The following is a 23,671-nucleotide window of genomic DNA, read 5'->3' as shown; positions in this document are numbered from 1 at the left end:
CGCACACGGCGCAGGACAGCAGCCGGGGGCCGAGCGGCCGCAGCACCGGTACGGCGAGCACCGCGAAGCCGACCTCGCCCGCCAGCGCGCACACGGAGAAGGCGATCCCGGCGGCGTCGGTCCGGCCCCACCCCTGGACCGTGAACGCGCCCACGGCGACGAGCAACGCCCCGTAGAGCACGGCCCGCCTCGGCCGGACGCCGCTCAGCAGAGGCACCAGCACGGCCACGACCACCGGGGCGCACCCCACGAAGACGCCCGGCACGGCCGGTTCGGCGGTGCGTTCCGCGGCGAGGATCGCGAGGTTGAAGCCCACCATGCCGACGGCGGCGAGCAGCGCGAGCCGCCCCCACTGACGCAGCGTCAGACGGCGTAAGGGGCGCGTCCCGCCCCGTCCGACGAGCGGCACGAGCAGCAGACAGGCGGCGGCGTACCGGAGGAACTGGCCGCCCGCGTACGGGTAGTCGCCCAGAACGCTGTTGGCGGTGAAGGAGCCGCCGACGAGGACGCAGGCGAGCGCGGCGAGCAGGGAGCCCCGGAGGGAAGCGGTGTTCATGGGGCGACGGTAGGAAGCGCGGGTGGTCCGCCACGAGGTCCAGTCGGGCGGCCGTATCGGGGACCAATTCCCCCGCTGGGCCGGGCGATTGTCTCCTAGGGTCCCCGTATGACGTCGTCGCCGGACCCGATCCCCTCTCCCGCCTGGGAGTTGCTGCTGCCCGCGGTGTCCGCGCCCGCCCGCGCGCGGGGGCGGGCGTTGCAGGAGGCGCTGCGCGGCGCGGTGCGCTCGGGCCGGATCGGGGCGGGGACACGGCTGCCGTCGAGCCGGGAGCTGGCGCGGGACCTCGGGGTGTCGCGGGGGCTCGTCACGGAGGCGTACGAGCAGCTGACCGCGGAGGGGTATCTGCGGACCGGGCAGGGCGCCGGGACGTGGGTGGGCGGCGCGGCGCGCTCGGCCGCCGCGCCCGGCGCGAGCGATCTGGCGCCGCGGGCCCCGGCCGGTGTCCGGGCCGACTTCGTGGCGGGGAGCCCGGATCTGTCGCTGTTCCCGCGCGCGGCGTGGGCGGCTGCGCAGCGCGCGGCGCTCTCGGACCTTCCGCACCGGACGCTCGGCTACCCGGACCCGCGCGGTCTGCCCCGCCTGCGCACGGCCCTCGCCGAACTGCTCACCCGGCGGCGCGGCGCGGTGGCCGACCCGGAGCGGATCGTCGTGTGCTCCGGGGTGACGCAGGCGGTGACGCTGCTCGGGATCGTGCTCCGCGCGCGCGGGCGGCCCGACGTCGGGGTGGAGAACCCCGGCAGTCCGCAGTACGAGGAGCTGTTCGAGACCGTGGGGGCGCGGGCGGTGCGCCTGCCGATGGATGCCGAGGGGCTCGCCGTCGGTCCGCTGCGGGAGTCCGGGGTCCGCACGGCGATCACCACCCCGTCGCACCACTTCCCGTCGGGGATCGCCTACTCGGCCGCGCGCAGGGCCCAACTCCTGGACTGGGCGCGGGAGGTGGACGGCCTGGTCGTGGAGGACGACTACGACGGGGACTTCCGGTACGACCGCGCGCCCGTGGGCGCCCTGCAAGGACTCGACCCCGAGCACGTCGCCTACACGGGCTCGGTCAGCAAGTCGCTCGCGCCGGGCCTGCGCCTCGGCTGGCTGGTCGTGCCGGACGGACTCGCCGACGACGTCGTCGCCCGCAAGCGCTACATGGACCTCGGCAACCCGGCCCTCGACCAGGAGGCCTTGGCCCGTTTCGTCGAGCGCGGCGACTACGACCGCCAGCTGCGGCGCTGCCAACGCGCCTACAAGGAGCGCCGCGACACCCTGGTGGCCGCGCTCCACGACCACCTGCCCGGCACCGAGGTGTCCGGGATCGCGGCCGGGCTGCACGCCATCGCCACGCTCCCCGCCCACTGCGGTCCGCGCCGCGCTCTGCTGGAGCGCTGCGCGGCGGCCGGGGTGGCGGTCCGCGCGCTGGACCACTACGGGGGCGGCGCCGACGACGGGGTGTCCCTGGTGCTCGGCTACGCGCACCTGTCACCGGCCCGTATCGCCGAAGGGGTACGACTCCTGGCACAGGCCGCGCGCGCCCCGTTCCCCTGACGGCGGGGGCGGTTGTTCACTTGGGGTTCGCGTGTGCGCCGTGGCACGGCAGTAGGAGTGGCAGGGCGGCGCCGCGCGCAGGCCATGGCACCGCACCGTCGTCGAGACCGTCACAGGAGGCGTCCATGTCAGACCGTCCGCACACTCCCCCGCCCGGCCGCCGCGGCGTGCTGCGCGGCGCGCTCGCCACGTCCGCGGCGCTGGCCCTGCCGGGGGTCGCCGGCGCCGCCGCGCCCGCCCTCGCGCTCTCCGGCCGGCCCAAGGCCGGCTGGGGCGTGCAGACCGGGGACGTGGGCGCGCACTCGGGGCTCGTGTGGGTGCGCTCCGACCGGCCCGCGCGGATGGTCGTGGAGACGTCGGCCACGGAATCGTTCAAGAACGTCACCAGATGGCGGGGGCCGCTGCTCGGGCCCGGCACCGACTTCACCGGGACGACCCGGCTGCGCGGCCTGCCGCCCGGCGAGCAGATCCACTACCGCGTCCGGCTCGCCGACCCGGACGACCCGCGACGCACCGGCGAGCCCGTCGAGGGCACCTTCCGCACCGCTTCCGTGCGCCGCCGCGACGGGGTGCGGTTCCTGTGGTCCGGGGACATCGCGGGGCAGGGCTGGGGCATCAACCCGGACCGCGGCGGCTGGCGCGTGTACGAGGACATGCGCGCCCTCGACCCGGACTTCTTCCTGTGCAGCGGCGACAACATCTACGCCGACGGCCCGATCCTGCCGAGCGTGACGCTGCCGGACGGACGGGTGTGGCGGAATGTGACCACCGAGGAGAAGTCCAAGGTCGCCGAGACGCTCGCCGAGTTCCGGGGCGCGTTCCGCTACAACCTGCTCGACGAGCACCTGCGCCGCTTCAACGCGCAGGTCCCCACGATCACGCAGTGGGACGACCACGAGGTGCGCAACAACTGGTACCCGGGGCAGATCCTCACCGACGAGCGCTACACGGAGAAGAACGTGGACGTGCTGTCGGGGCGGGCGCTGCGCGCGTTCAGCGAGTACTTCCCGATCTCGACGCTGCCGCCGGGCGACACCGGCGGGCGGGTGTACCGGGTGCTGCGGCAGGGGCCGCTGCTCGACGTGTTCGTGCTCGACATGCGTTCGTACCGGAACGCGAACTCGCCGGGGCGGCAGGCCGACGACACCACCGGCATCCTGGGGGCCGAGCAGCTCGCCTGGCTCAAGCGGGAGCTGTCGCGCTCGCGCGCCGTGTGGAAGGTGATCGCCTCCGACATGCCGCTGGGCCTCGTCGTCCCGGACGGGACCGCGAACTTCGAGGCGGTGGCGCAGGGCGATCCGGGGGCGCCGCTCGGGCGCGAGCTCCAGATCGCCGAGCTGCTGCGGCACATCAAGCACGACCGGATCACCGGCACGCTGTGGCTGACGACCGATGTGCACTACACGTCGGCGCAGCACTACGAGCCGTCGAACGCCGCGTTCCAGGACTTCGAACCGTTCTGGGAGTTCGTGTCGGGACCGCTGGCGGCGGGCGGGTTCAAGGCGCTGAAGCTGGACGGGACGTTCGGCCCGCGTCAGGTGTTCGTCAAGGCGCCGGACCGGAACAACACCTCGCCGGCCGAGACCCCGCCGTACTTCGGCGAGGTGGAGATCGACGGCGGCAGCGGTGAACTCACCGTACGGCTGCGGCAGGAGGGCGGTGACGTGCTGTTCTCGCAGACGTTGCGGCCGGGACTCGTCGGCCAATGAGCGCATGGGCGCGCAGAAAACCGACATAAGCACGCTTAACCCGTCGGTCACAAAGCGTTTGTGATCACGCAACACCACTCCTGCACAGTGGACGCATGAGTACTGAGACGCATGTTGTTGCCCTTGTCGTCTGCTGTGCGGCGGTGCTGCTCGCCGCCGCGGCCGCCGGTCTGCGATTGCTGTGGTCACGACACAAGGAGCACGCCCCACCAACAGCGGATACCGCCACCCGGCCGCCCGCCTCCCCGGAGGCCGCGGCCGGGCCGCTCGACCCGGCGAGCAGCGCGCTGTGGCGGATGCGGACGACCGTGCGGGACGAGCCGGGTTCGCTGGCCGCGCTGTGCACGGCCCTCGCCCACCGGCGCGTCGACATCCTGAGCCTTCAGACGCACCCGCTGGCCGACGGCACCGTCGACGAGTTCCTGCTGCGCGCGCCCGAGGAGTTGACCACGGACGAGCTGTCCGGGGCCGTCGCGGACGCGGGCGGCGCCGACACCTGGGTCGAGCGGGCGGACGCCCACGACCTGGTGGACGCCCCCACCCGCATCCTCGGTCTCGCCACCCGCACCGCGCTCGACGCCGCCGAACTCCCGCTCGCGCTGCGCCAGTTGCTCGGCCGCTGCACCATCAAGCAGCTGCCCGCGAAGGCGTCCGCGGGCCCCGGCGGCGCGCCGGTCGAGGGCGGCTTCGACGACACGGTGCTGCGGCTGCGCACCCCGGAGGGCGGACTCATCACGGTGGAGCGGCCGTATCTGCCGTTCACGCCGACCGAGTTCGCGCGCGCCCGCGCCCTGGTGGAGCTGGACACCCGGCTCGGCCCGCGGGTGCCGGGCGGCGAGGACGTCCTGACGCTGCCCGAGGGCAACGACATCACGGTGCGGCGCGCCGACCCCGGTGACCTCGCCCTGTCGAAGGCGATGCACGACCGGTGCTCACAGGCCACCCTCGCCAGGCGCTACCACGGTCCCGTCGCCGACGCGGACCGCTACCTCGGCCACCTGCTCAGCCCCCGCTACGGCCGCACCCTCGCCGCGCAGACCGCGTCCGGCCGCATCGTCGCCCTCGGCCACCTGCTGTGGGACGGCGACGAGACCGAGGTGGCGCTGCTCGTGGAGGACGACTGGCAGCGCCGCGGCATCGGCGCCGAACTCCTCGGCCGACTGGTCGCGATGGCCGTCGAGGCGGGCTGCGCGAACGTGTACGCGGTCACGCAGTCGTCCAACACGGGCATGGTCGCGGCGATGCGCGGCCTCGGACTGCCCCTCGACTACCAGATCGAGGAGGGCACGCTGGTGATCACCGTCCGGCTCGATGCGGCACAGGTGGAGTCGCCGCTCCCGTACGAGCGGGCCGAGCAGCACCACTGAGCACGCCACCTGGACCGGGGCCCAGCGCCCGGTCCAGGTCCGCCCACAGGTCCGACACGTCCTCCAGGCCGACCGAGAGCCGCAGCAGCCGGTCGCTCACGCCCGCCGCCCTGCGGTCGTCGGCCGCGACCACCCGGTGGCTGATGGAGGCCGGGTGCTGGATGAGCGAGTCGACGCTGCCGAGGCTGACCGCCGGGGTGATGAGGTCGACCCCGGCGATCACCGCGTGCGGATCGTCGGCGACCTCGAAGGCGACCATCGCGCCGCCGATCCGCGGGTAGTGGACACGGGTGACGCGCGGGTCCGCGGCGAGCCGCCGGACGAGTTCGGCGGCCGTAGCGGACGCGGCACGCACCCGCACCGGCAACGTCGACAGACCGCGCAGCAGCAGATATCCGGCGAGCGGGTGCAGCACCCCGCCGGTCGCGAACCGCACCTTGCGCAACTCGCGCGCGAACGCCTCGTCGCAGGCCACCACGCCGCCGAGAACGTCGCCGTGCCCGCCGATGTACTTCGTGGCGCTGTGCAGGACCAGCCGGGCACCGCTCTCGGCGGGGCGTTGCAGCACGGGAGTCGCGAACGTGTTGTCGACGAGCAGCGGCACCGATCCGCAGGCGTGCGCGACGGCCCGCAGATCGACCTCCGCGAGCGTCGGGTTGGCGGGCGACTCCACCATGACGAGGCCCGTGTCGGGCCGGATGGCGTCCGCGATGCCCGCCGGGTCGACCCAGGTCACCTCGGTGCCGAGGACGCCCGCCGTCAGCAGATGGTCGCTGCACCCGTACAGCGGACGGACCGCGACGACGTGGCGCGGGCCCGCCGCGAGCCGTACGAGGAGGACGGCGGTCAGCGCCGCCATGCCGCTCGCGAACGCCACCGCCGCCTCGGTGCCTTCGAGGCGGGCGAGCGCCGTCTCGAAGCGGGCGACGGTCGGGTTGCCGAGGCGGCCGTAGACGGGCGGCCCGTCGTCCACGGCGCCGCTCGCCGCGAAGGCGTCGATACGGGCGGCCTCGGCGCGGCTGTCGGCCGACGGGTAGGTCGTGGACAGGTCGAGGGGCGGGGCGTGCAGGCCGAGGGCCGCGAGGTCGTCGCGGCCGGCGTGCACGGCTTCGGTGGCGAAGGCGCGGGTACGCGCGCGGGGTCCGTCGCTGAAGGTGTCGTCCATGGCGTCGATGCTGAACAACGGGCGGGCCCCGTTGGTGAACTCCCGTGCTACGTTCGGCCGATGGCCGACTCCGTCGTACTCGATCCGATCGATCTGGACATACTGCGCCTGCTGCAGAACGACGCCCGCATCACCTACCGGGATCTGGCGGCGCAGGTCGGGGTCGCGCCCTCGACGTGTCTGGACCGGGTGGCCCGGCTGCGGCGCGGCGGTGTGATCCTCGGGCATGTGCTGCGGCTCGATCCGGCGAAGCTCGGCCGGGGCCTGGAGGCGCTGCTCTCGGTGCAGGTGCGGCCCCATCGCCGGGAGCTCGTCGGTCCGTTCGTGGAGCGGATCCGGGCGCTGCCCGAGGCCCGTACGGTGTTCCATCTGACCGGCCCCGACGACTACTTGGTGCACGTCGCCGTCCGCGACACGGCGGACCTGCAACGACTCGTGCTCGACGCGTTCACGGCGCGCCCCGAAGTGGCCCGCGTGGAGACCCGGTTGATCTTCCAGCAGTGGGAGTGCGGGCCCCTGCTTCCGCCCGCGGCGAATCATGGTGACGCGGCACCCTGACTCGTACGAGGATGTGTCGCATGCCACACACCGCGAGCTCTCAGCACTCCGCCGCCCGACTGCCCCGCCAGGTCGCCGACGCCTACGTCGACGCGATGGTCGCCCTCGATCCCGTGGAAGGGACGTTCCTCGGGGTCCGGGAGGCCCACAGCAAGCTGCCCGACCTCTCCCCCGCCGGCCTCGCCGCGGTCGCGGACCTGGCGCGGGAGACCCTCGCGCGGCTCGACGAGGCGGAGCGGGCGCCCGGCGCGGACAGTGACGTGGAGCGGCGCTGCGCGCGGCTGTTGCGCGAGCGGCTGACCGCCACGCTCGCGGTGCACGAGGCCGACGAGCACCTGCGCGAGGTCTCCAACCTGGGATCGCCGATCCACAACGCGCGCGAGGTGTTCACGGTCACGCCGACCGAGACCGACGAGGACTGGGCGGCGATCGCCGAGCGGCTGCGGGCGGTGCCCGGCGCGTTCGCGGGCTACCGGGAGACGCTGGCGCTCGGCCTGGAGCGCAAGCTGCACGGGGCGCCCCGGCCGACGGAGACGTTCATCGCTCAACTCGACGAGTGGCAGGGCTGGTTCGAGGAGTTCGTGGGCGCCGGGCCCGAGGGCCTGCGCGCGGAGCTGACCGCCGCGGCCCGCACCGCGGACGCCGCCACCGTCGAACTGCGCGACTGGATGCGGGACGTGTACGCGCCCGCCGTCGAGGGCGCGCCGAACGTCGTGGGCCGCGAGCGGTACGCGCGCTGGTCCCGCTACTACAACGGCACGGACCTCGACCTGGACGAGGCGTACGCGTACGGCTGGAGCGAGTTCCACCGGCTGCTCGCGGAGATGCGCGCGGAGGCAGAGAAGATCCTCCCGGGCGCCGGGACGCCGTGGGTGGCGCTCGCGCACCTCGACGAGCACGGGCGGCACATCGAGGGGGTCGAAGAGGTCCGGCAGTGGCTGCAACAGCTGATGGACGACGCGATCGGCGCGCTCGACGGCACGCACTTCGAACTCGCCGAGCGGGTGCGGCGCGTGGAGTCGTGCATCGCGCCGCCCGGCAGCGCCGCCGCCCCCTACTACACGCCGCCGTCGGAGGACTTCTCCCGGCCGGGCCGCACCTGGCTGCCGACGATGGGCCAGGACCGGTTCCCCGTCTACGACCTGGTGTCGACGTGGTACCACGAGGGCGTCCCCGGCCATCACCTCCAGCTCGCCCAGTGGGCGCACGTGGCGGGCGACCTGTCCCGCTACCAGGCGACGCTCGGCATCGTGTCCGCGAACGCGGAGGGCTGGGCGCTGTACGCGGAGCGGCTCATGGACGAACTGGGCTTCCTCACGGACGCGGAGACCCGGCTCGGCTACCTGGACGCGCAGATGATGCGGGCCTGCCGGGTCATCGTCGACATTGGCATGCACCTGGAGCTGGAGATCCCCGCGGACTCCCCGTTCCACCCCGGCGAGCGCTGGACGCCCGAGCTGGCGCAGGAGTTCTTCGGCGCGCACAGCAGCCGTCCGGCGGACTACGTGGAGAGCGAGCTGACCCGGTACCTGTCGATCCCGGGCCAGGCGATCGGCTACAAGCTGGGCGAGCGGGCGTGGCTGCTCGGCCGGGAGCGGGCGCGGGCCGCGCACGGCGAGGCGTTCGACGCGAAGGCGTGGCACATGGCGGCGCTGTCGCAGGGGTCGCTGGGGCTGGACGACCTGGTGGACGAACTGTCGAAGCTGTAGGCGTCCCGCTCGGTCCGGCGCACCGGGGTCCGGTGCGCCGGGTCAGGTGCGCCATTCAGGTGCGCCGGAAGCCGCCCTCCGAGTCGACGACCTGCCCGGTGATCCACTCGGCCTCGTCCGTGGCCAGCCACGCGATGAGCCGGGCCGGGTCGTCGGGCATCCCCCACCGCTTGGCGGGGAACATCCCGGCGATCGCGTCGTACACCTCGCCGTCCAGGTAGTCCGTGTCCACGGGTCCGGGGTTGACGGTGTTCACGGTGATGTACTGCGGGGCGAGGGCCGTCGCGAGGGAACGGGTGACGGAGGCGAGCGCGCCCTTCTGGAGGGCGTACGCGATCTCGCCCGGCATGCCGTCGGCGATGTCCTGGCCGGACGTCATCATGACGACGCGGCCCCCGGACCGCTCCGGGGCGGTGGCCGCCCGGTGCCGGGCGAAGGCCTGGACGAGCAGCACCACGGAGCGGGCGTCGACGGCCCAGTGGGCGTCCAGCATGGCGGCGTCGATGGTGTCGAGCGTGCCGTCGCTGCCGCTGAGGGCGTGGTTGGCGACGACGATGTCGAGGCGTCCGCCGAGGGCGCGGGCGGCGGTCCCGACGAGGTCGGCCGGGGCGGTGGGTCCGGTGAGGTCGGCGGGGCCGTGCGCCACGACGGCGTCCGGTACCCCGCGGACGGCCCGGACGGCGTCGGCGACGTCGTCCGGGCTGTCCGCGCCCCACGGCATCTCCGCGTCGTGCGCCACGTGGTGGTGCAGGTACACGCTCGCCCCGTACGCGGCGAGCCGCCGGGCCACGGCGAACCCGATCCCCCCGCGCCGGCTCGCACCGGTCACGAGCGCAGTGCGGCCGCGCAGCGGGAGGGGGTCACGGCGGAGGTCGTCACGGCTGGGCTGGGGAAGTTTCGGCATGCGGCGCATCATGCCGGGAGACGGGACGGGCCCGCACACGATTTCCTCCGGACCCCAGCCATTGGAGCCCCTCCGGCGATTCAGGATCGGGGCCCGGGGCGGAGCCCCGATCCTTCGAGCCCCTGCGGCGATTGAGCAGCGGGGTCCGGGGCGGAGCCCCGTGGCGTGGGGGCGGGTGGGTCAGCAGCCGCAGGAGGCCGCGAGCGGCGCCGTCAACGGATCGGCGTCACGCACCTCGCCCCCCTCCCACGTCTCGTACGCGAACCCCTCCCGCACCCAGTACTCGAACCCACCCAGCATCTCCTTGACCTGAAACCCGAGCTGCGCGAGAGCGAGCGCCGCCCGCGCCCCACCGTTGCACCCGGGCCCCCAGCAGTACGCGACGACCGGCACGGACTTGTCGAGCAGCCGCTCGGCCTGCTCGGGGATGAGCGCGGTCGGCAGGTGCACCGCACCGGGGACGTGCCCCTGGTCCCAGGACTCGGTGGACCGGGAGTCGAGGAGGACGAACCCCGGGTCACCGTCGGAGGCGAGGGCCGATGCGACATCGGACACATCGGCGTGGAAGGCGAGGCTCGCTCCGAAGTAGGCGGCAGCGGCGGACGGCGAGGCGGGGGCGGTGCGGAGAACCGGGTTGATGGCCGGAGTGGTGTTGTTCATGACCAAAAATCTACGGCCGCAGCGCACCCCGCTGAAGGCTCGATCCCCGGCGTTCTCCTTGCCCGACCGGGGATTCCCCTGCTATTTCTCGATGGTGACCACTGATTCCCCGCCGTATGTCCCCGACGCCACCGACTGGCGCATTCTGGGGGCCCTCCAGAGCGACGGCCGCGCCGGCTACGCCGAGCTGGCCCGGACCGTGTCCATGTCCGCGAGCGCCGTGACCGAACGGGTGCGCAGGCTGGAGGAGGCGGGCGTGATCGCCGGCTACACGGCGGTGGTCGTACCGGAACGGCTCGGCCTGCCGATCCTCGCCTTCGTCCGCCTGCGCTACCCGAACGGGAACTACAAACCGTTCCACGACCTCGTCGAGGTGACCCCCGAGATCCTGGAGGCGCACCACGTCACGGGCGACGACTGCTTCGTCATCAAGGTCGCGGCACGCTCGATGAAGCACCTGGAGGAGGTCTCCGGCAGGATCGGCGCCCTGGGCTCGGTGACGACGAGCGTCGTGTACTCGTCGCCGCTGCCGCGGCGTGCGATCGGGCACTGACACCCGCGCACGTCCGGCCCGCACACGTCCGGCCCGCGCCCGGGTCAGGCCTGCTGCACCCCGCGCTGCCGCACCACCGACCCCTCCCGCCCCTTCACGACCTCCAGCTGCGCGTGCACCCGCCGCCGCAGATCCCCGACGTGGCTGACGATGCCGACGCTGCGGTCGCGTTCGCGCAGCGAGTCGAGGACGTCGAGGACCTCGTCGAGGGTCTGGTCGTCGAGGCTGCCGAAGCCCTCGTCGATGAAGAGCGTGTCGAGGCGGACGCCGCCCGCCTCGTCCGTGACGACGTCCGCGAGGCCGAGCGCCAGGGCGAGGGAGGCGAAGAAGGTCTCGCCGCCGGAGAGCGTCGCCGTGTCGCGCTCGCGGCCCGTCCACGCGTCGACGACGTGCAGGCCGAGGCCCGAACGGCCGCGCCCGGCAAGGGAGTCGGAGTGCACCAGGGTGTAGCGCCCGGAGGACATGCGGCGCAGCCGGGCGGTCGCCGCGGCCGCCACCTGCTCCAGGCGGGCGGCGAGCACGTACGACTCCAGGCGCATCTTGCGCTCGTTGTCCGCGGCGGTGCCGGCCGCGAGGGAGGCGAGCCGGGCCACCCGGTCGTAGGTCTCGCGCAGCGGTCCGAGGCGGCGGGCCTCGGTGGCGGCGCGGCGCGAGAGCCGGTCGAGCTCGGCGCAGCGGCGCTGGGCCGCGTCGCGCGCGGAGCCGGCCGCCCGGACCCGCGCGTCGGCGGCCCCCGCGGCGGCCTGGGCCGCGGGCACGTCCGCGGCGGGCCTGCGGGCGGCCTCCGCGGTCTCCTCCTCGGCGAGCACCGCGCGTACGGTCGCCTCCTCGGTCTGCCGGGCGTCGAGGCGGTGCTGGAGTTCGCGGTGCCGGGCGTCGTCGAGCAGGGCGGCAGCCGCGACCTCCGGCGTGTCGAAACCGGCCCGGAACGCCGCGTCGGCGAGTCGCGCGTCCGCGTCCTTGAGGCGCCGTGCCGTCTCCTCGACGGCGCGGGCCGCGTCGGCCGCCCCGGTGAGCAGCGCTTCCCGCCGCTCCAGTTGCGCCGCGCGTGCCTCGACGCTCTCGGCCGTGCCGCGCGCCTGCGCCAACTCGCGCTCCAGGGAGACCTGTTCACGGTCCAGGGCCTCGCGCAGCGAGGTCCGGGCGGCGGTGCGCTGGGCGGCCTCCTGGCGCGCGGCCAGGCGCCGGTCGCGCTCGCTCTCGGCGCGGGCGAGGGTCTCGCGGGCCGGGTGCGCGGTGGCCGCGAGGGTGTGCGCCTCGGCGTGCCGCTCCGCCAACTCGCTTGCCGTTTCAGCGAGTTGCGCGGCGGGCGCGTCCCCCGCCGCCGCCTTCGCCGCCGCCAGCTCCTCCCGTACGTCGCCCAGGGCGCGCTCGGCCTCGGTGCGGCGCGTGTCGGCGGTGCGGTAGGCGGCGAGCGCGGTCTCCTCGGCGGCCCGGTCGACGTGCCCTTCGGACTTGCGCATGGGCGCGGGGTGCTCGGTGGCGCCGCAGACGGTGCAGGGCGCGCCGTCGACGAGCGCCTCGGCGAGCTCGGCGGCGACGTCGCGCAGCCGCTGTTCCTTCAGGCCGAGCCAGTGCTCGTGGGCGCTCGCCGCCTGTTCGCGGGCGTGCAGCGCGTCGGCGTCGGCGACCTTGGCGCGCTCGGTGAGCCGGTCGCGCTCGACGGCGGCGCGGGCCTGCTTGCGGGCCGGTTCCAGCTGGCCGGCGAGGTGTTCGGCGCGGGTCGCGGCGTCCTGCGCCTCGTCGACGCGGGCCTGGAGTTCGGCCCGGCGGGCGTCCCAGCCGTCGAGCCAGCCCTCGGTGTCGGCGAGCAGGTCGGCGTCGGCGCGCTCCTCACGGTCGAGGTCGGCGCGCTCGCGCGCGAGTTCGCCGAGCCGTCGCTCGCCCCGGCGCGCCGCGTCGAGTCCGCCCAGCTCCTGGGCGACACGCCGGGCGGCCTCGACGAGCGCCTCCGGTGACTCCGGCACGCTCTGTGCGCCCGCCGCGTCGCCCGGGGACGCGGCGCCTTCCGCCGTCAGCGCGGCCCGAGCCCGCCGGTCCTGCTCCTGCGCCTCCCGGTGCGCCGTCTCCGCCTCCTCGCGCAGGGCCAGCGACGGCTCCACCGTGGCCGCCTTGCGGGCGCGGTCCATGCGCTCCTGGACCGCGCGGTGCTCGTCGGCGCGCTCCTCAAGGGCGGTCTCCCGCTCGCGGGCCTGCGCGAAACGGCGTTGCAGGCGGTGCGTCTCCGTCGTCTCCGCCAGTTCGCGCTGGGCCGCGATCCGCGCCGACTCGGCCGCGTCCAGGGCGAGATGGGCATGCGTGAAGTGCTCACGTGCGGTCGAGCGGGCGGTCGCCGCCCAGGTGAGGACGGCGTCCGCGAGGCCGGGGTCGCCGGGCGCCGCGTCGACGGGCGGCAGTTCCACGAGAGTCCCCGCGGCCTGCTGCATGCGGTGGGCGTCGGCCAGCAGCTCGGAGTCGCCCGCGACCACTTGCTTCTGTGCCGCTTTGCGGTCCTCCGCGAGCCGCGTCTCCACGGCGGCGAACCGGTGCGTGTCGAAGAGCCGGCCGAGGAGCTTGCCGCGGGCCTCGGCGTCGGCGCGCAGGAACCGCGCGAAGTCGCCCTGCGGGAGGAGGACCACCTGGCAGAACTGGTCCTTGCTCATGCCGAGCTGCTGCGTGATCTCCTCGCCGATCTCCTGGTGGGAGCGGCTGAGGTCCTTCCACGCCCCGGCCACGGCGTCGTACTCGCGCAGCCAGCTCTGCGCCTTCTCCGTGGTGAAGCCCGTGCCGCGCTTCTTGGGGCGCAGGTGCGGGGGCTGGCGGGTGATCTCCAGGCGGCGGCCCGCCACCGTCAGGTCGAGGGCGACCTCGGTGCGCACGCCGGGTTCGGCGTGGTCGCTGCGCAGGTTCTGCCCCTGGCCGCTGCCGCTCTGCCGGGCGCCGGGCACGGTCCCGTACAGCGCGTAGCAGACCGCGTCGAGGACGGAGGTCTTGCCGGCGCCGGTCGGGCCGTGGAGCAGGAAGAGGCCCGCGGCCGACAGGTCGTCGAAGTCGACTCTCTGCGGGGCGCCGAAGGGGCCGAAGGCCGTGATCGTGAGTGTGTGCAGTCTCACCGGGCGACCTCGCGCACCACGTCGTCCTCGCGGACCGCGTCGAACGCGGCCCGCAGCACCGCCCGCTCGTTCTCGTCGGGCCCTGCGCCCCGGACGTGGGTCACGAAGTCCTCCGCGATCTCGTGGTCGTCGCGCCCCTTCAGGCGCTCGGCGTACGTGGCGTCCGGCTCGTCGTCGTCGGTGCGGCGCGGGTCGAAGAGCAGGCTGAGGGTGTGCGGGAAGCGCTCGGCGAGGCGGGCCATGGGGTCGTCGGGGCGCACGGCGTCGGTGAGGGTGGCCTCCACCCAGGCCTCCTCGTGGCGGGCGAGGTCCGGGTCGGCGAGCAGGTCGTCGAGGTCGCCGCGGATGCGGGCGAGGGCGCGCGGCACCGGGCAGTCGAGCCGCTCGGCGGTGACGGCGCCCGCCGCGTCGAGGTCGACCAGCCACATGCTCTTGCGGTGGTCGGCCTCGGAGAACGAGTACGGCAGCGGTGAACCCGAGTACCGGACCCGGTCGCTGATGACCTGGCTGCCGTGCAGGTGTCCGAGCGCCACGTAGTCCGCGCCGTCGAAGACGCCGGACGGGACCGCCGAGACGCCGCCCACGGTGATGTCCCGCTCGCTGTCGCTGGGCGCGCCGCCGGTCACGAACGCGTGCGCGAGGACGACGGACCTGGTGCCGTCGGGGCGGGTGGCGAGGTCGGCGCGCACCCGCTCCATGGCGGCGGCGAGCACCTGCTCGTGCCCGGCCTTCGCCACCCCGAACTCGTCCTTCACCAGGGCGGGTTCGAGGTAGGGCAGGCCGTAGAACGCGACGTCGCCGTGCTCGTCCGGCAGCACGATCGGCTCGCCGCAGCGGGCGGGCTGCGTACGGAGGTGGATGCCGGCCCGTCCGATGAGGCCCGCGCCGACGCCGAGGCGGCGGGCCGAGTCGTGGTTCCCGGAGATCATCACCGTGGGGATGCCGAGCTCGGCGAGGCGGTGCAGGGCGTCGTCGTACAGTTCCACGGCCGCGAGCGGGGGCACCGCGCGGTCGTAGACGTCGCCCGACACGACCACGGCGTCGACGCCGCGCTCGCGGGCGGTGGCGACGAGGTGGGCGATGAAGTCGGCCTGGGCGTCGAGCATGTTCACACGGTGGAACGTGCGGCCCAGGTGCCAGTCGGACGTGTGGAGCAGCCTCATGGGACACGAGGCTAACGGGTGGGTCTGACAGTACGGGTGGGTATGCCCGGGAGGCCTGTTGCGGGAGACGCCCCCTCACGCCACGGGGCTCCGCCCCGGACCCCGCTGCTCAATCGCCGCGGGGGCTTGAACGGGTCACCCGTACGCCTCGCCGCCCGGGGAGAAGGTGGCCGTGCCCGCCGTCGCGTCCGCCAGCCAGGTGCGGAAGCGGTCGACGTCGGAGTCGGGGAGGGCGATCTCGATGGTGACCTCGGCGCCGTAGTGGACGTCGCGTACCTCACAGCCCGTGGAGCGCAGGTCGTTCTCCATCTTGCCCGCGCGCGCGTGGTCGATCGTGACGGTGGCCAGGCGGAAGCGGCGGCGGGTCACCGTGCCGAGGGCGTCGAGTGCCTCGCCGACCGCGCCTCCGTAAGCGCGGATGAGGCCACCGGCGCCGAGCTTCACGCCGCCGAAGTAGCGGGTGACGACGGCGGCGACGTAGCGCATGTCGCGCCGGGTGAGCATCTGGAGCATGGGCACGCCCGCGGTGCCGCCCGGCTCGCCGTCGTCGCTCGCCTTCTGTACGGAGGCGTCGGCGCCGATGACGTACGCGTAGCAGTTGTGGTTGGCCGTGGGGTGTTCCTTGCGGACGCGCGCGACGAAGGCCTGGGCCTCCTCCTCGGTCGCGACGGGCGCGAGCGCGCACAGGAACCGGGAGCGGCTGATCTCTGTCTCGTGCACGCCCTCGCGGGCCACCGTGCGGTACTCGTCCTGCATCGCACCAGCGTATGCCCAGGTACGAACGGCCTCGCCCCCGCCCGACGCCGCCCCGGAATCCCGGCGCCGCCTCGCGGGTTACCCGTTTACGAACACACGTCCCTACCCAGGAGGCCCCCATGTACGGCGATCACGACACGGTCCGCAAGATCCTCACCGAGTCCGGGGACACCTGGGCCGTGGTCGGCCTCTCCTCCAACCGGTCCCGCGCCGCGTACGGGGTCGCCGAGACCCTCCAGCGCTTCGGCAAGCGGATCGTGCCGGTGCACCCGAAGGCCGAGACCGTCCACGGCGAGCAGGGCTACGCCTCCCTCGCCGACATCCCCTTCCCCGTGGACGTGGTCGACGTCTTCGTGAACAGCGACCTCGCGGGCCCGGTCGCCGCCGAGGCCACCGCGATCGGCGCCAAGGCCGTGTGGTTCCAGCTCGGCGTGGTCGACGAGGCGGCGTACGAGCGGACGCGGGAGGCCGGCCTGGAGATGGTCATGGACAAGTGCCCGGCGATCGAGATCCCGCGGCTCGGCTGACCGCCACCGGATCGCTCCCTTAGCGACGTGGTCGACCCCCAGAGCGGCTGCGAGGACGGCGAGCGGAGGACCTGGGAGGTCAGTGACAAGGGTGAGCCCTTCGCCATCATGAGCTCACGCGGCTCCCGCGCGTATGTCCAGTACGCGGGCGAGGACGACTACACCGCCGAGGGGAAGTCCGTGAGCGGACCGCCCAGGTGGGTCCTGCCCGGAGCCAAGGGCGGGCGGTGACCGGACGCCGCGTGCCGCTGTCGGGCCGTCAGGCCTCCGCGAACGCCCCGTCCGTCGACGCCCCGGAGGCGATGCCGTACTCCGGTGCCGGGACCGTCGTCGGGGACAGGAGGGTGGAGCGGCGGCCGTCGACGCCGGTGGGGACGTCGCCGTCGATGGTGACGCGGCGCAGGGTGCGGGTGTGGTCGTCGGAGTCGTCGACGCCGTAGTGCTGGGTGGCCCGGTTGTCCCAGATGGCGACGTCGCCGGCGCGCCACTGCCAGCGGAGCGTGTTCTCCGGGCGCTCGACGTGCGACTGGAGGATGCCGATGAGGGCGCGGGAGTCGCGGGCGTTGAAGCCGGAGCGTTTCTGGAGGAAATTGCCGAGGATCAGGGTGCGTTCACCGGTTTCCGGGTGGACTCGGACGACGGGGTGCTCGGTCTGGAACTTCGTCGACGTGAACACCTTGCGGTGCTGTTCGATCGCCGCGGTCGGGGCTTCCGGGCGGGCGGCCGCGTAGTCGTAGTCGTTGGTGTGGACGCCGCGCAGGGTGTCCGCCAACGCCCGGAGCGCTTCCGGGAGTTCGGCGTAGGCGGCAGCCGTGTTGGACCACAGGGTGTTGCCGCCGTACGGCGGGACGACCTCGGCGCGCAGGATGGAGAACGCCGGGTAGGCGGGGACGAAGGTGACGTCGGTGTGCCACTGGTTGGCGCGGCCACCGTGCTCGTTGTCGATGCCGAGGGCGTAGCGGCCGTCGACGGACGGCACGGTGGGGTGGGCGACCGGGGTGCCGAGGAGGCGGGCGAAGCCCTCGTGGCTGTCGGCGTCGAGGTGGTGCTGGTCGCGGAAGAAGACGACCTTGTGGTCGAGGGCGGCGGCACGGATCGTGGCGACGGTGGCCGCGTCCAGGTCGGGGCCGAGGCGGACCCCGGAGATCACGGCGCCGAGACGGCCGCCGAGTTTTTCGATGGTGGTGGAGGCGGTGGGGGTGGTGGGCGTCATGAACAGGAGCTTGGCGAGCGGCGCGAAAGCGGGTCAAGGTTCCGCCGGATCGCTTTACGACCTTGCAATGCGGGTGTCACGCCGGGCGTCCGTTGCACCCCCGGGGCTCCGCCCCGGGCCTCGCTCCTCAATCGCCGGAGAGGCTGAAAACGCAGGGTCGTTTCGGGTGATCAAGCCCCTGCGGCCGAGGGGGCAAGGCCGTCGCCCGTGGCGGCCCGTCGGCCGCGGTTCTGTCAGGGATACGGCGAGGTAAGCTGGCATTCCATGGCAATAAGCTCCGCCCTGTGGTCCTTTGCCCTCGTTGTAGGGCTCCTCACTCTGACTCCCGGCCTCGACACGGCACTGATCCTGCGCACGTCGGCCCTCGGCCGACGCAGGAGAGCCTGGGGCGTCGTCCTCGGAATCCAGACCGGCACCCTGGTGTGGGGCGCGTTCACCTCGCTCGGAGTGACCGCCCTTCTCACGGCCTCCCACCTCGCCTACACCGCGTTGCGCTGGATCGGCGCCGCCTACCTGATCTGGATGGCGGCCCGCATGCTCCGGGACACCTTCCGGGGGCTGCCAACGGCAGTCGCGGACGAATCCCTTCCGGCCGCCGGCGCGGACTCGGTCAGCGGCGGCTGGCGGCAGGGGACGCTCACCAACCTCCTGAACCCGAAGATGGGCGCCTTCTACGTCGCCGTCCTGCCCCAGTTCATCCCGCCGGGGGCCGGCCACTTCACCGTGGGCCTCCTGCTCACCACGGTGCATGTCCTCATCGGTCTGCTCTGGTCTGCCGTCCTCATCGGCTTCGCTCGCGTCCTGCAGGGGTGGCTCCGCAAACCCCGGGCCCGCCGCCTGCTCGACCGGATCACCGGAACCGTCATCGGCGTTTTCGGTATCAGGTTGGCACTCGGCAACTGACGATCCGAAGGTCGGCAACCAGCGACCTGCTCGGCATCGGACCCAGATCACGATGGACGCCGTGTGGAGTGCGGCCTGGTAGGCGATGGCGAGTTCGTCCGTCCGCAGAGCCAGGCCGCCTGGCCATGACCGCCTCGAAGGCCGGGGCGTCACCAGCCTGACCGGCGGTGACGTGGATACCCAGAGGACGAGCTTGGCTGTCACTCGCCCAGTGCACCTTTGTGCTCAGGCGGCGTTCGTAGCGGCGGAAGACGGGCGGGGCGAAGCGGTCGGCGCCGTGGTGGGACGCGTTGTCCTGGGCGCCAGCGGCACGGTCGCCTGCCCGGTGCCGCAGCCGATCTCCAGCACGCGGCACCCCGGCCCCGCCCCCGCGTGCTCGGCGAGGTCGTCGAACAGGCGGGGCGGGTAGCCGGGGCGGGCGCGGTCGTAGCGTTCGGCGTCCTGGGTGAACGTGGTGCGCAGGCGTTCGCGGTCCGTGTCCGTCATCCGGCGAACGGTACGCGGCCGGACGCGCGTCAGTCGTTCAGTTCCTTCAGGGCTACCGCCAGCGCGTCCGCGATACGTTCCACGTGTTCCTCCCGCAGCAGCTCCGGGTGGGTGCACGGCAGGTCGTGGTTGGTGATCGTGCCCGTGATGTGGGGGTGCCAGGCCTCGCGGGTCAGCCAGTCCTCGGGGCGCGGGGCCGCCGCCGTGAAGAAGAGGACGTCGCCCTCGTAGCGGCGGTGTGCGTGGGCACGCATCATCCGGGCGTGGTTCGGGACGATGTCGACGATCCGGGAGAGCGTGCTGTCCTTCAGCCCCGCGAGGGGGCTGCCCGCCTTGCGGAGGGTGGCGAGGACGTCCTCGCGGGTGGCTTCGTCGGTTCGTTCGAAACCGGCCATGCGCAGGACGGCGGTGAGGGCGTCGCCCTCTTCCGGGGCCGGGCGCTCGCGCCACTGTTCGGCGGGGAACGCGTCCAGCAGGGCGAGGAGTTCGACCGTCTCCCCCGCTTCCTGGAGGAGTACGGCGACGGTGTGCGCGAGGATGCCGCCGACCGACCAGCCGATGAGCCGGTACGGCCCGTGCGGCTGGATCCGGCGGATCTCGTCCACGTAGTCCGCCGCCTGCTCCCACAGCGTGGCCGGCAGCGGGTCCTGGGAGGTCAGGCCGCGTGCCTGGAGGCCGTGGACGGGCTGGTCCCGGCCGAGGCGCGCGGTCAGGCCCGCGTAGCACCAGGAGATGCCGCCCGCCGGGTGGATCGCGAAGAGCGGCGGGCGGGTGCCTTCGGCGCGCAGCGGGAGGACGACGCCGAGGGCGTCGGCGGACACCGGCGCCGCGTCGTCGATGCGGGCCGCGAGGGCGGCCGGGGTGGGCGACGCGAAGAGGGAGCCGATGGTCAGCTCCGCGCCGAGTTCCTCGCGGACCCGGTTGACGAGGCGCACCGCGAGCAGCGAGGTGCCGCCGAGGTCGAAGAACGCGTCGTCGGGGCCCGCCCCTTCGGCGTCGAGCACTTCGGCGAAGAGGCGGGTGAGCGTCTCCTCGCGCGGGGTCGACGGGCGCCGGGCGCCGCTGCCCGCGAAGACGGGGGCCGGGAGTTCGCGGCGGTCCAGCTTGCCGTTGGGGCTGAGCGGGAAGGCGTCGAGCGGGACGATCGCGGACGGCACCATGTGTTCGGGGAGGGTCCGGGCGAGGGCGGTGCGGATCTCCGCCGGGTCCAGGTCCGTTCCCGTCGCGTAGCCGACGAGGCGGTCGTCGAGGACGAGCGCGCAGGCCCCCTCGACGCCGTCCAGCGCCGCCAACTCCGCCTCGATCTCGCCGAGTTCGATGCGCTGGCCGCGCAGCTTGACCTGGTGGTCGGTGCGGCCGAGGTACTCGACCTCGCCGCGTTCGGTCCAGCGGGCGAGGTCGCCGGTGCGGTACATGCGGCCGCCGCCGAAGGGGTTCGGCACGAACCGTTCGGCGGTCAGCTCGGGGCGGTTCAGGTAGCCGTCCGCCAACTGCCGCCCCGCCAGGTACAGTTCGCCGACCACGCCGGGCGGACAGGGCTGTCCGGCCTGGTCGAGGACGTACAGGCGGGTGTTCCACACGGGGCGGCCGATGGGTACGGGTCCCGTGCCGACCGGCTCGCACGCGTGGTACGTGACGTCGACGGCGGCCTCCGTCGGGCCGTACAGGTTGTGCAGGGCCACGCCGGGCAGAGTGCGGGCGAAGGCGTTCGCCGTCTCGCGGGGCAGGGCCTCGCCGCTGCAGAAGACGCGGCGCAGCGCGCCCGCGCAGGCGGCGGCGCCTGGTTCCGCGAGGAACACCTGGAGCATCGACGGAACGAAGTGGCAGGTGGTGACAGCCTGTTCGCGGACGAGGCGGGCCAGGTACGCGGGGTCCTTGTGGCCGCCGGGCGCGGCGACGACGAGCGTCGCGCCCTCGCGCAGCGGCCAGAAGAACTCCCACACCGACACGTCGAAGGACGACGGCGTCTTCTGGAGGACGACGTCGGCGGCCCCGATGCCGTACGCGTGCTGCATCCAGCGCAGCCGGTTGTCGATCGCCGAGTGCGGGACGACGACGCCCTTGGGCCTGCCGGTGGAGCCGGAGGTGTAGATGACGTACGCGGGGTGGGCCGGGGTGAGCGCGCGGGCCGGGTCGACGGCGGCGTACCCGGACAGGTCGAGGCCGTCGAGCGCCACCAGCGGTGTGCCCGTGTCGGCCGGGAGGCGGTCAGCGGTGTCGGTGACGGCGCAGACGGGTGCGGCGTCCTGGAGCATGTACGTGAGGCGCTGCTGCGGGTAGTCGGGGTCGAGCGGCAGGTAGGCGGCGCCGGACTTGAGCACGGCGAGCAGGGACACGATCAGCTCGACGGAACGCGGCACGGAGACCGCGACGAGGCGCCCGGGGGCGGCGCCCAGCGACTGGAGATGCCGCGCCAACTGGTTGGCTCGGGCGTTGAGTTGGCCGTACGTGAGCACGGTGCCGTCGTGGACGAGGGCGACGGCGTCCGGGGTGCGGGCGGCCTGCGCCTCGATCGGGCCGATGAGGGTGGTGGGCGGCAGGGCCCGTTCGGTGCGGTTGAACTCGTCGAGCACGAGCGCGAGTTCGGCGCTGGTGGCGATGCCGAGTTCTCCGAGCGGGGCGCCGGGGTCGGCGGTGGCGAGGCGGTCGAGGAGGTCGATGAACCGGGCCTGGTGGGCGCCGAGTTCCTCGTCCTCGTACAGGGCCGGGTTGCCGTCGTGGTCGATGCGCAGGCCGCGCCCGTCGGCGCGGTCGTAGATGTTGACGGTGAGGTCCTCGACGGGGCCCGCCGACAGGTTGTGGGCGACGGCCGGGGCACCGGCGAACTCGGCGCCGTAGTCGAACGGCATGACGTTGACGAGCGGTCCGACCAGGCCCCGGCTCTCGCCGAGCAGGCCGAGGTCGCGGCGGATGTCCTCGTAGCGGTACCGCTGGTGGCGGCGGACCTCGCGGACGCCGAGGACGACCTGGCGGACGAGTTCGGCGAAGGTGGCGTCGGGGGTGACGGTGAGCCGCAGCGGCAGCACGTTCATGACCATGCCGGGCACGCGCAGCGCGACGGAGCCCATGCGGCCCATCATCGGCAGGCCGAGGACGACGTCCGAGCGGCCCGTGGCGCGGGAGGTGTAGAGGGCCTGCGCGGCGATGAGGACGTCGGGCCAGGTGGCGCGGGTGCGCGCGGCGAGTTCCTTGAGCCCGTCGGTCGTCCCGGGCGTGATCCGTGTCGTACGGCGGCGGAAGGAGCGGGACGGCAGGGCGCCGCGTCCGGCGAGCCGGGGCGCCTCGGGGCGGTCGGCGAACGCCTCGCCCCAGTGCGCGCGGTCGGCGGCGAAGGCGTCGCAGGCGCGGTACTCGGCGTCGACGGCCAGCAGGTCGGCGAGCGTCTCGAAGGTGCGCGGGCCCGGGTCGTCGCCGCGTACGAGCGCCGTGTAGACCTCGGCGGTCCGGCGCACGAGCAGGGAGTAGCCGAAGCCGTCGATGACGAGGTGGTGGATGCGCTGGTACCAGAGCCAGCGCCGCTCCCCCACGCGGAACAGGGCGTGCGCGAACAGGGGTCCGGTGGCCAGGTCGCAGGGCCGGTCGAGGTCTTCGCGCATCCACTCCAGCGCGTCCTCCTCGGTGAGGTCCTCGCGCACGGTGAGCGGCAACGCGACGCTGCCGCACACCCGTTGGCGGGGTCCGTCAGGGGTGTCCTCGACGCGGACGCGCAGCGCGTCGGCCTCCTCGACGACACGGCGCAGGGCGCGGGCGAACAGCTCCGGGTCGAGGTCGCCGTCGATCTCCAGGTACTCGGCGGTGTTCTGCGCCGGGCTGAGCGGGTCGAGGGCCTGCGCGAACCACATGCCGGACTGGGCGGCGGTGAGGGGCAGCACGAGGTCGCCGACGGCGGCGGGTCCGGGCTCGCTGAGCAGGGCGGTCATGAGGCGGTCACCCCCAGGATCTTCACCCAGGCCTCGACGGCGGGCTGCTCGGCGAGGTCGACGAAGGAGGCGTCGACGCCGTGCTCCTTGCGCCAGCGCTCCAGGAGGGTCATGACGCGTACGGAGTCGAGCCCGTAGTCGACGAGGTTCTCGTCGACGGGGATGTCGGCGGGGTCCTCGCCCAGGCAGTCGGCGACGTCCTCGCGGATCTTCTCTGCGGTGAGGGTGGTCATGCGGCCCGTACCTCCTCGATGAACGTGTCGGTGGTGGTGACGACGGCGCAGCGGCCGGCGGCCCAGCGCAGCGCCATGTCGTGGTCCTCGCGGGTGAAGTCGGCGACGGCGTCGGCGACGACGAAGGCCTGGATGTCACGCATCCACGCGTCGGCGGCGCTGATCATCACGCCGATGTGCGCGTACACGCCGACGATCACCAGCTGGTCGCGGCCCGACTCCCGCATCAGCGAATCGAGTTCGGTGCGGACGAACGCGCTGTACTTCCACTTGGTGAGGACCGTGTCGCCGTCCTCGGGGGCGACGGCGTCGGGCATGGCGAGGACGGCGGGGTCGTCGGCGACGCCGGGGCCCCAGAAGTCGAGTTGGAGGCCGCGCTCCTCGGGCGTCTGGCCGCCGCGCTGGGCGGAGTAGTACACGGGCACGCCGAGGGCCCGGCTCTCCTTCAGCAGCCGCGCGGTGTTGTCGAGCATGCCGGTCAACGGCTCTTCGTTCTGCGGGTACTTGGCGAGGAAGTGGTGCTGGAGGTCGTGCACGAGCAGCACGGCGCGGGCCGGGTCGACGGTCCAGGCGACGCGGTTCGCGGGGAGCTCCTCGGGGGTCGGGAGCGGGTAGGCGGCGATGGCGGGGAGTGCCACGGTGGGGGCCTTTCGGAGGGATG

At 73.8% G+C, this 23,671-nt stretch carries 19 protein-coding genes and 2 pseudogenes; 9 read left to right on the top strand and 12 right to left on the bottom strand.

What is annotated here, in order from left to right:
• Positions 1 to 199: 199 nt before the first annotated feature.
• A pseudogene (locus tag ACYBSK_RS12500) lies at positions 200 to 556 on the bottom strand (EamA family transporter); the annotation flags it as partial.
• Positions 557 to 664: 108 nt separating this feature from the next.
• Between ACYBSK_RS12500 and pdxR the strand changes: the two are divergent.
• From pdxR to ACYBSK_RS12485, 3 genes are all read left to right on the top strand, one after another.
• A complete protein-coding gene (gene pdxR, locus ACYBSK_RS12495; RefSeq protein ID WP_460246086.1) occupies positions 665 to 2,092 on the top strand; it encodes a MocR-like pyridoxine biosynthesis transcription factor PdxR in 1,428 nt (475 codons plus the stop codon).
• Positions 2,093 to 2,217: 125 nt separating this feature from the next.
• Positions 2,218 to 3,801 carry an alkaline phosphatase D family protein gene (locus ACYBSK_RS12490; protein WP_457476981.1) on the top strand — a complete coding sequence of 528 codons (1,584 nt, stop codon included), beginning with the start codon at positions 2,218 to 2,220 and terminating at the stop codon, positions 3,799 to 3,801.
• 95 nt (positions 3,802 to 3,896) lie between these two features.
• Positions 3,897 to 5,168: a GNAT family N-acetyltransferase gene (locus ACYBSK_RS12485; RefSeq protein WP_460246085.1), complete on the top strand. Its 1,272-nt coding sequence runs from the start codon at positions 3,897 to 3,899 to the stop codon at positions 5,166 to 5,168.
• On the opposite strand, the gene ACYBSK_RS12480 is transcribed toward ACYBSK_RS12485, so the two are convergent.
• Positions 5,098 to 6,333 carry a trans-sulfuration enzyme family protein gene (locus ACYBSK_RS12480; protein WP_460246084.1) on the bottom strand — a complete coding sequence of 412 codons (1,236 nt, stop codon included), beginning with the start codon at positions 6,331 to 6,333 and terminating at the stop codon, positions 5,098 to 5,100. The genes ACYBSK_RS12485 and ACYBSK_RS12480 overlap by 71 nt on opposite strands.
• Before the next feature lie 60 nt (positions 6,334 to 6,393).
• Here ACYBSK_RS12480 and ACYBSK_RS12475 point away from each other — a divergent pair, with 60 nt between their 5' ends.
• Positions 6,394 to 6,891: an Lrp/AsnC family transcriptional regulator gene (locus tag ACYBSK_RS12475; RefSeq protein WP_457476978.1), complete on the top strand. Its 498-nt coding sequence runs from the start codon at positions 6,394 to 6,396 to the stop codon at positions 6,889 to 6,891.
• Positions 6,892 to 6,902: 11 nt separating this feature from the next.
• Positions 6,903 to 8,600, top strand: a complete 1,698-nt coding sequence (locus ACYBSK_RS12470; protein WP_460246083.1) for a DUF885 domain-containing protein — start codon at positions 6,903 to 6,905, stop codon at positions 8,598 to 8,600.
• A 55-nt stretch (positions 8,601 to 8,655) separates the two neighbouring features.
• Here the strand turns inward: ACYBSK_RS12470 and ACYBSK_RS12465 are convergent, their stop codons facing one another.
• Positions 8,656 to 9,504 carry an SDR family oxidoreductase gene (locus tag ACYBSK_RS12465; RefSeq protein WP_460246082.1) on the bottom strand — a complete coding sequence of 283 codons (849 nt, stop codon included), beginning with the start codon at positions 9,502 to 9,504 and terminating at the stop codon, positions 8,656 to 8,658.
• A gap of 180 nt (positions 9,505 to 9,684) precedes the next feature.
• Positions 9,685 to 10,164 (bottom strand): rhodanese-like domain-containing protein, encoded by a 480-nt coding sequence (locus tag ACYBSK_RS12460; RefSeq protein WP_457476975.1) that lies wholly within the window; start codon positions 10,162 to 10,164, stop codon positions 9,685 to 9,687.
• Positions 10,165 to 10,255: 91 nt separating this feature from the next.
• On the opposite strand from ACYBSK_RS12460, the gene ACYBSK_RS12455 reads away from it, so the two are divergent.
• The gene (locus ACYBSK_RS12455; RefSeq protein ID WP_457476974.1) at positions 10,256 to 10,717 is read left to right on the top strand and encodes an Lrp/AsnC family transcriptional regulator; all 462 of its coding nucleotides are present in this window, start codon (positions 10,256 to 10,258) and stop codon (positions 10,715 to 10,717) included.
• A 44-nt stretch (positions 10,718 to 10,761) separates the two neighbouring features.
• Here ACYBSK_RS12455 and ACYBSK_RS12450 read toward each other — a convergent pair whose 3' ends face one another.
• The 3 genes from ACYBSK_RS12450 to ACYBSK_RS12440 form a co-directional block, all read right to left on the bottom strand.
• Entirely contained in the window at positions 10,762 to 13,809 is a 3,048-nt protein-coding gene (locus tag ACYBSK_RS12450; RefSeq protein ID WP_460246081.1) for an AAA family ATPase, read from the bottom strand.
• Entirely contained in the window at positions 13,806 to 14,972 is a 1,167-nt protein-coding gene (locus ACYBSK_RS12445) for an exonuclease SbcCD subunit D (RefSeq protein WP_460246080.1), read from the bottom strand. Before ACYBSK_RS12445 ends, ACYBSK_RS12450 begins: the two co-directional genes overlap by 4 nt.
• Positions 14,973 to 15,107: 135 nt before the next feature.
• The gene (locus tag ACYBSK_RS12440; RefSeq protein WP_457476971.1) at positions 15,108 to 15,728 is read right to left on the bottom strand and encodes a YigZ family protein; all 621 of its coding nucleotides are present in this window, start codon (positions 15,726 to 15,728) and stop codon (positions 15,108 to 15,110) included.
• A 119-nt stretch (positions 15,729 to 15,847) separates the two neighbouring features.
• Between ACYBSK_RS12440 and ACYBSK_RS12435 the strand changes: the two genes are divergently transcribed.
• Together ACYBSK_RS12435 and ACYBSK_RS12430 are read left to right on the top strand one after the other, a co-directional pair.
• A complete protein-coding gene (locus ACYBSK_RS12435; protein ID WP_457476970.1) occupies positions 15,848 to 16,255 on the top strand; it encodes a CoA-binding protein in 408 nt (135 codons plus the stop codon).
• A gap of 27 nt (positions 16,256 to 16,282) precedes the next feature.
• Positions 16,283 to 16,486: a hypothetical protein gene (locus ACYBSK_RS12430; protein WP_457476969.1), complete on the top strand. Its 204-nt coding sequence runs from the start codon at positions 16,283 to 16,285 to the stop codon at positions 16,484 to 16,486.
• A gap of 28 nt (positions 16,487 to 16,514) precedes the next feature.
• Here the strand turns inward: ACYBSK_RS12430 and ACYBSK_RS12425 are convergent, their stop codons facing one another.
• Positions 16,515 to 17,468 carry a TauD/TfdA dioxygenase family protein gene (locus ACYBSK_RS12425; RefSeq protein ID WP_460246079.1) on the bottom strand — a complete coding sequence of 318 codons (954 nt, stop codon included), beginning with the start codon at positions 17,466 to 17,468 and terminating at the stop codon, positions 16,515 to 16,517.
• Between the two features lie 264 nt (positions 17,469 to 17,732).
• Between ACYBSK_RS12425 and ACYBSK_RS12420 the strand changes: the two genes are divergently transcribed.
• A complete protein-coding gene (locus tag ACYBSK_RS12420) occupies positions 17,733 to 18,371 on the top strand; it encodes a LysE family translocator (RefSeq protein WP_460246078.1) in 639 nt (212 codons plus the stop codon).
• Positions 18,372 to 18,599: 228 nt separating this feature from the next.
• On the opposite strand, the pseudogene ACYBSK_RS12415 reads toward ACYBSK_RS12420, so the two are convergent.
• From ACYBSK_RS12415 to ACYBSK_RS12400, 4 genes and pseudogenes are all read right to left on the bottom strand, one after another.
• Positions 18,600 to 18,857, bottom strand: a pseudogene (locus ACYBSK_RS12415) (class I SAM-dependent methyltransferase); the annotation flags it as partial.
• A gap of 29 nt (positions 18,858 to 18,886) precedes the next feature.
• Entirely contained in the window at positions 18,887 to 22,777 is a 3,891-nt protein-coding gene (locus ACYBSK_RS12410) for an amino acid adenylation domain-containing protein (RefSeq protein WP_460246077.1), read from the bottom strand.
• Positions 22,774 to 23,010, bottom strand: a complete 237-nt coding sequence (locus ACYBSK_RS12405; protein WP_457476964.1) for a phosphopantetheine-binding protein — start codon at positions 23,008 to 23,010, stop codon at positions 22,774 to 22,776. Before ACYBSK_RS12405 ends, ACYBSK_RS12410 begins: the two co-directional genes overlap by 4 nt.
• Complete coding sequence (locus tag ACYBSK_RS12400; protein WP_457476963.1) at positions 23,007 to 23,648, bottom strand: isochorismatase family protein; 642 nt, start codon at positions 23,646 to 23,648, stop codon at positions 23,007 to 23,009. Before ACYBSK_RS12400 ends, ACYBSK_RS12405 begins: the two co-directional genes overlap by 4 nt.
• Positions 23,649 to 23,671 lie beyond the last annotated feature (23 nt).

The organism is Streptomyces sp. BYX5S, from assembly GCF_054724165.1.
The sequence above is the reverse complement of the archived record's forward strand: the minus strand, read 5'-3'. Positions and strand labels throughout refer to the sequence as shown.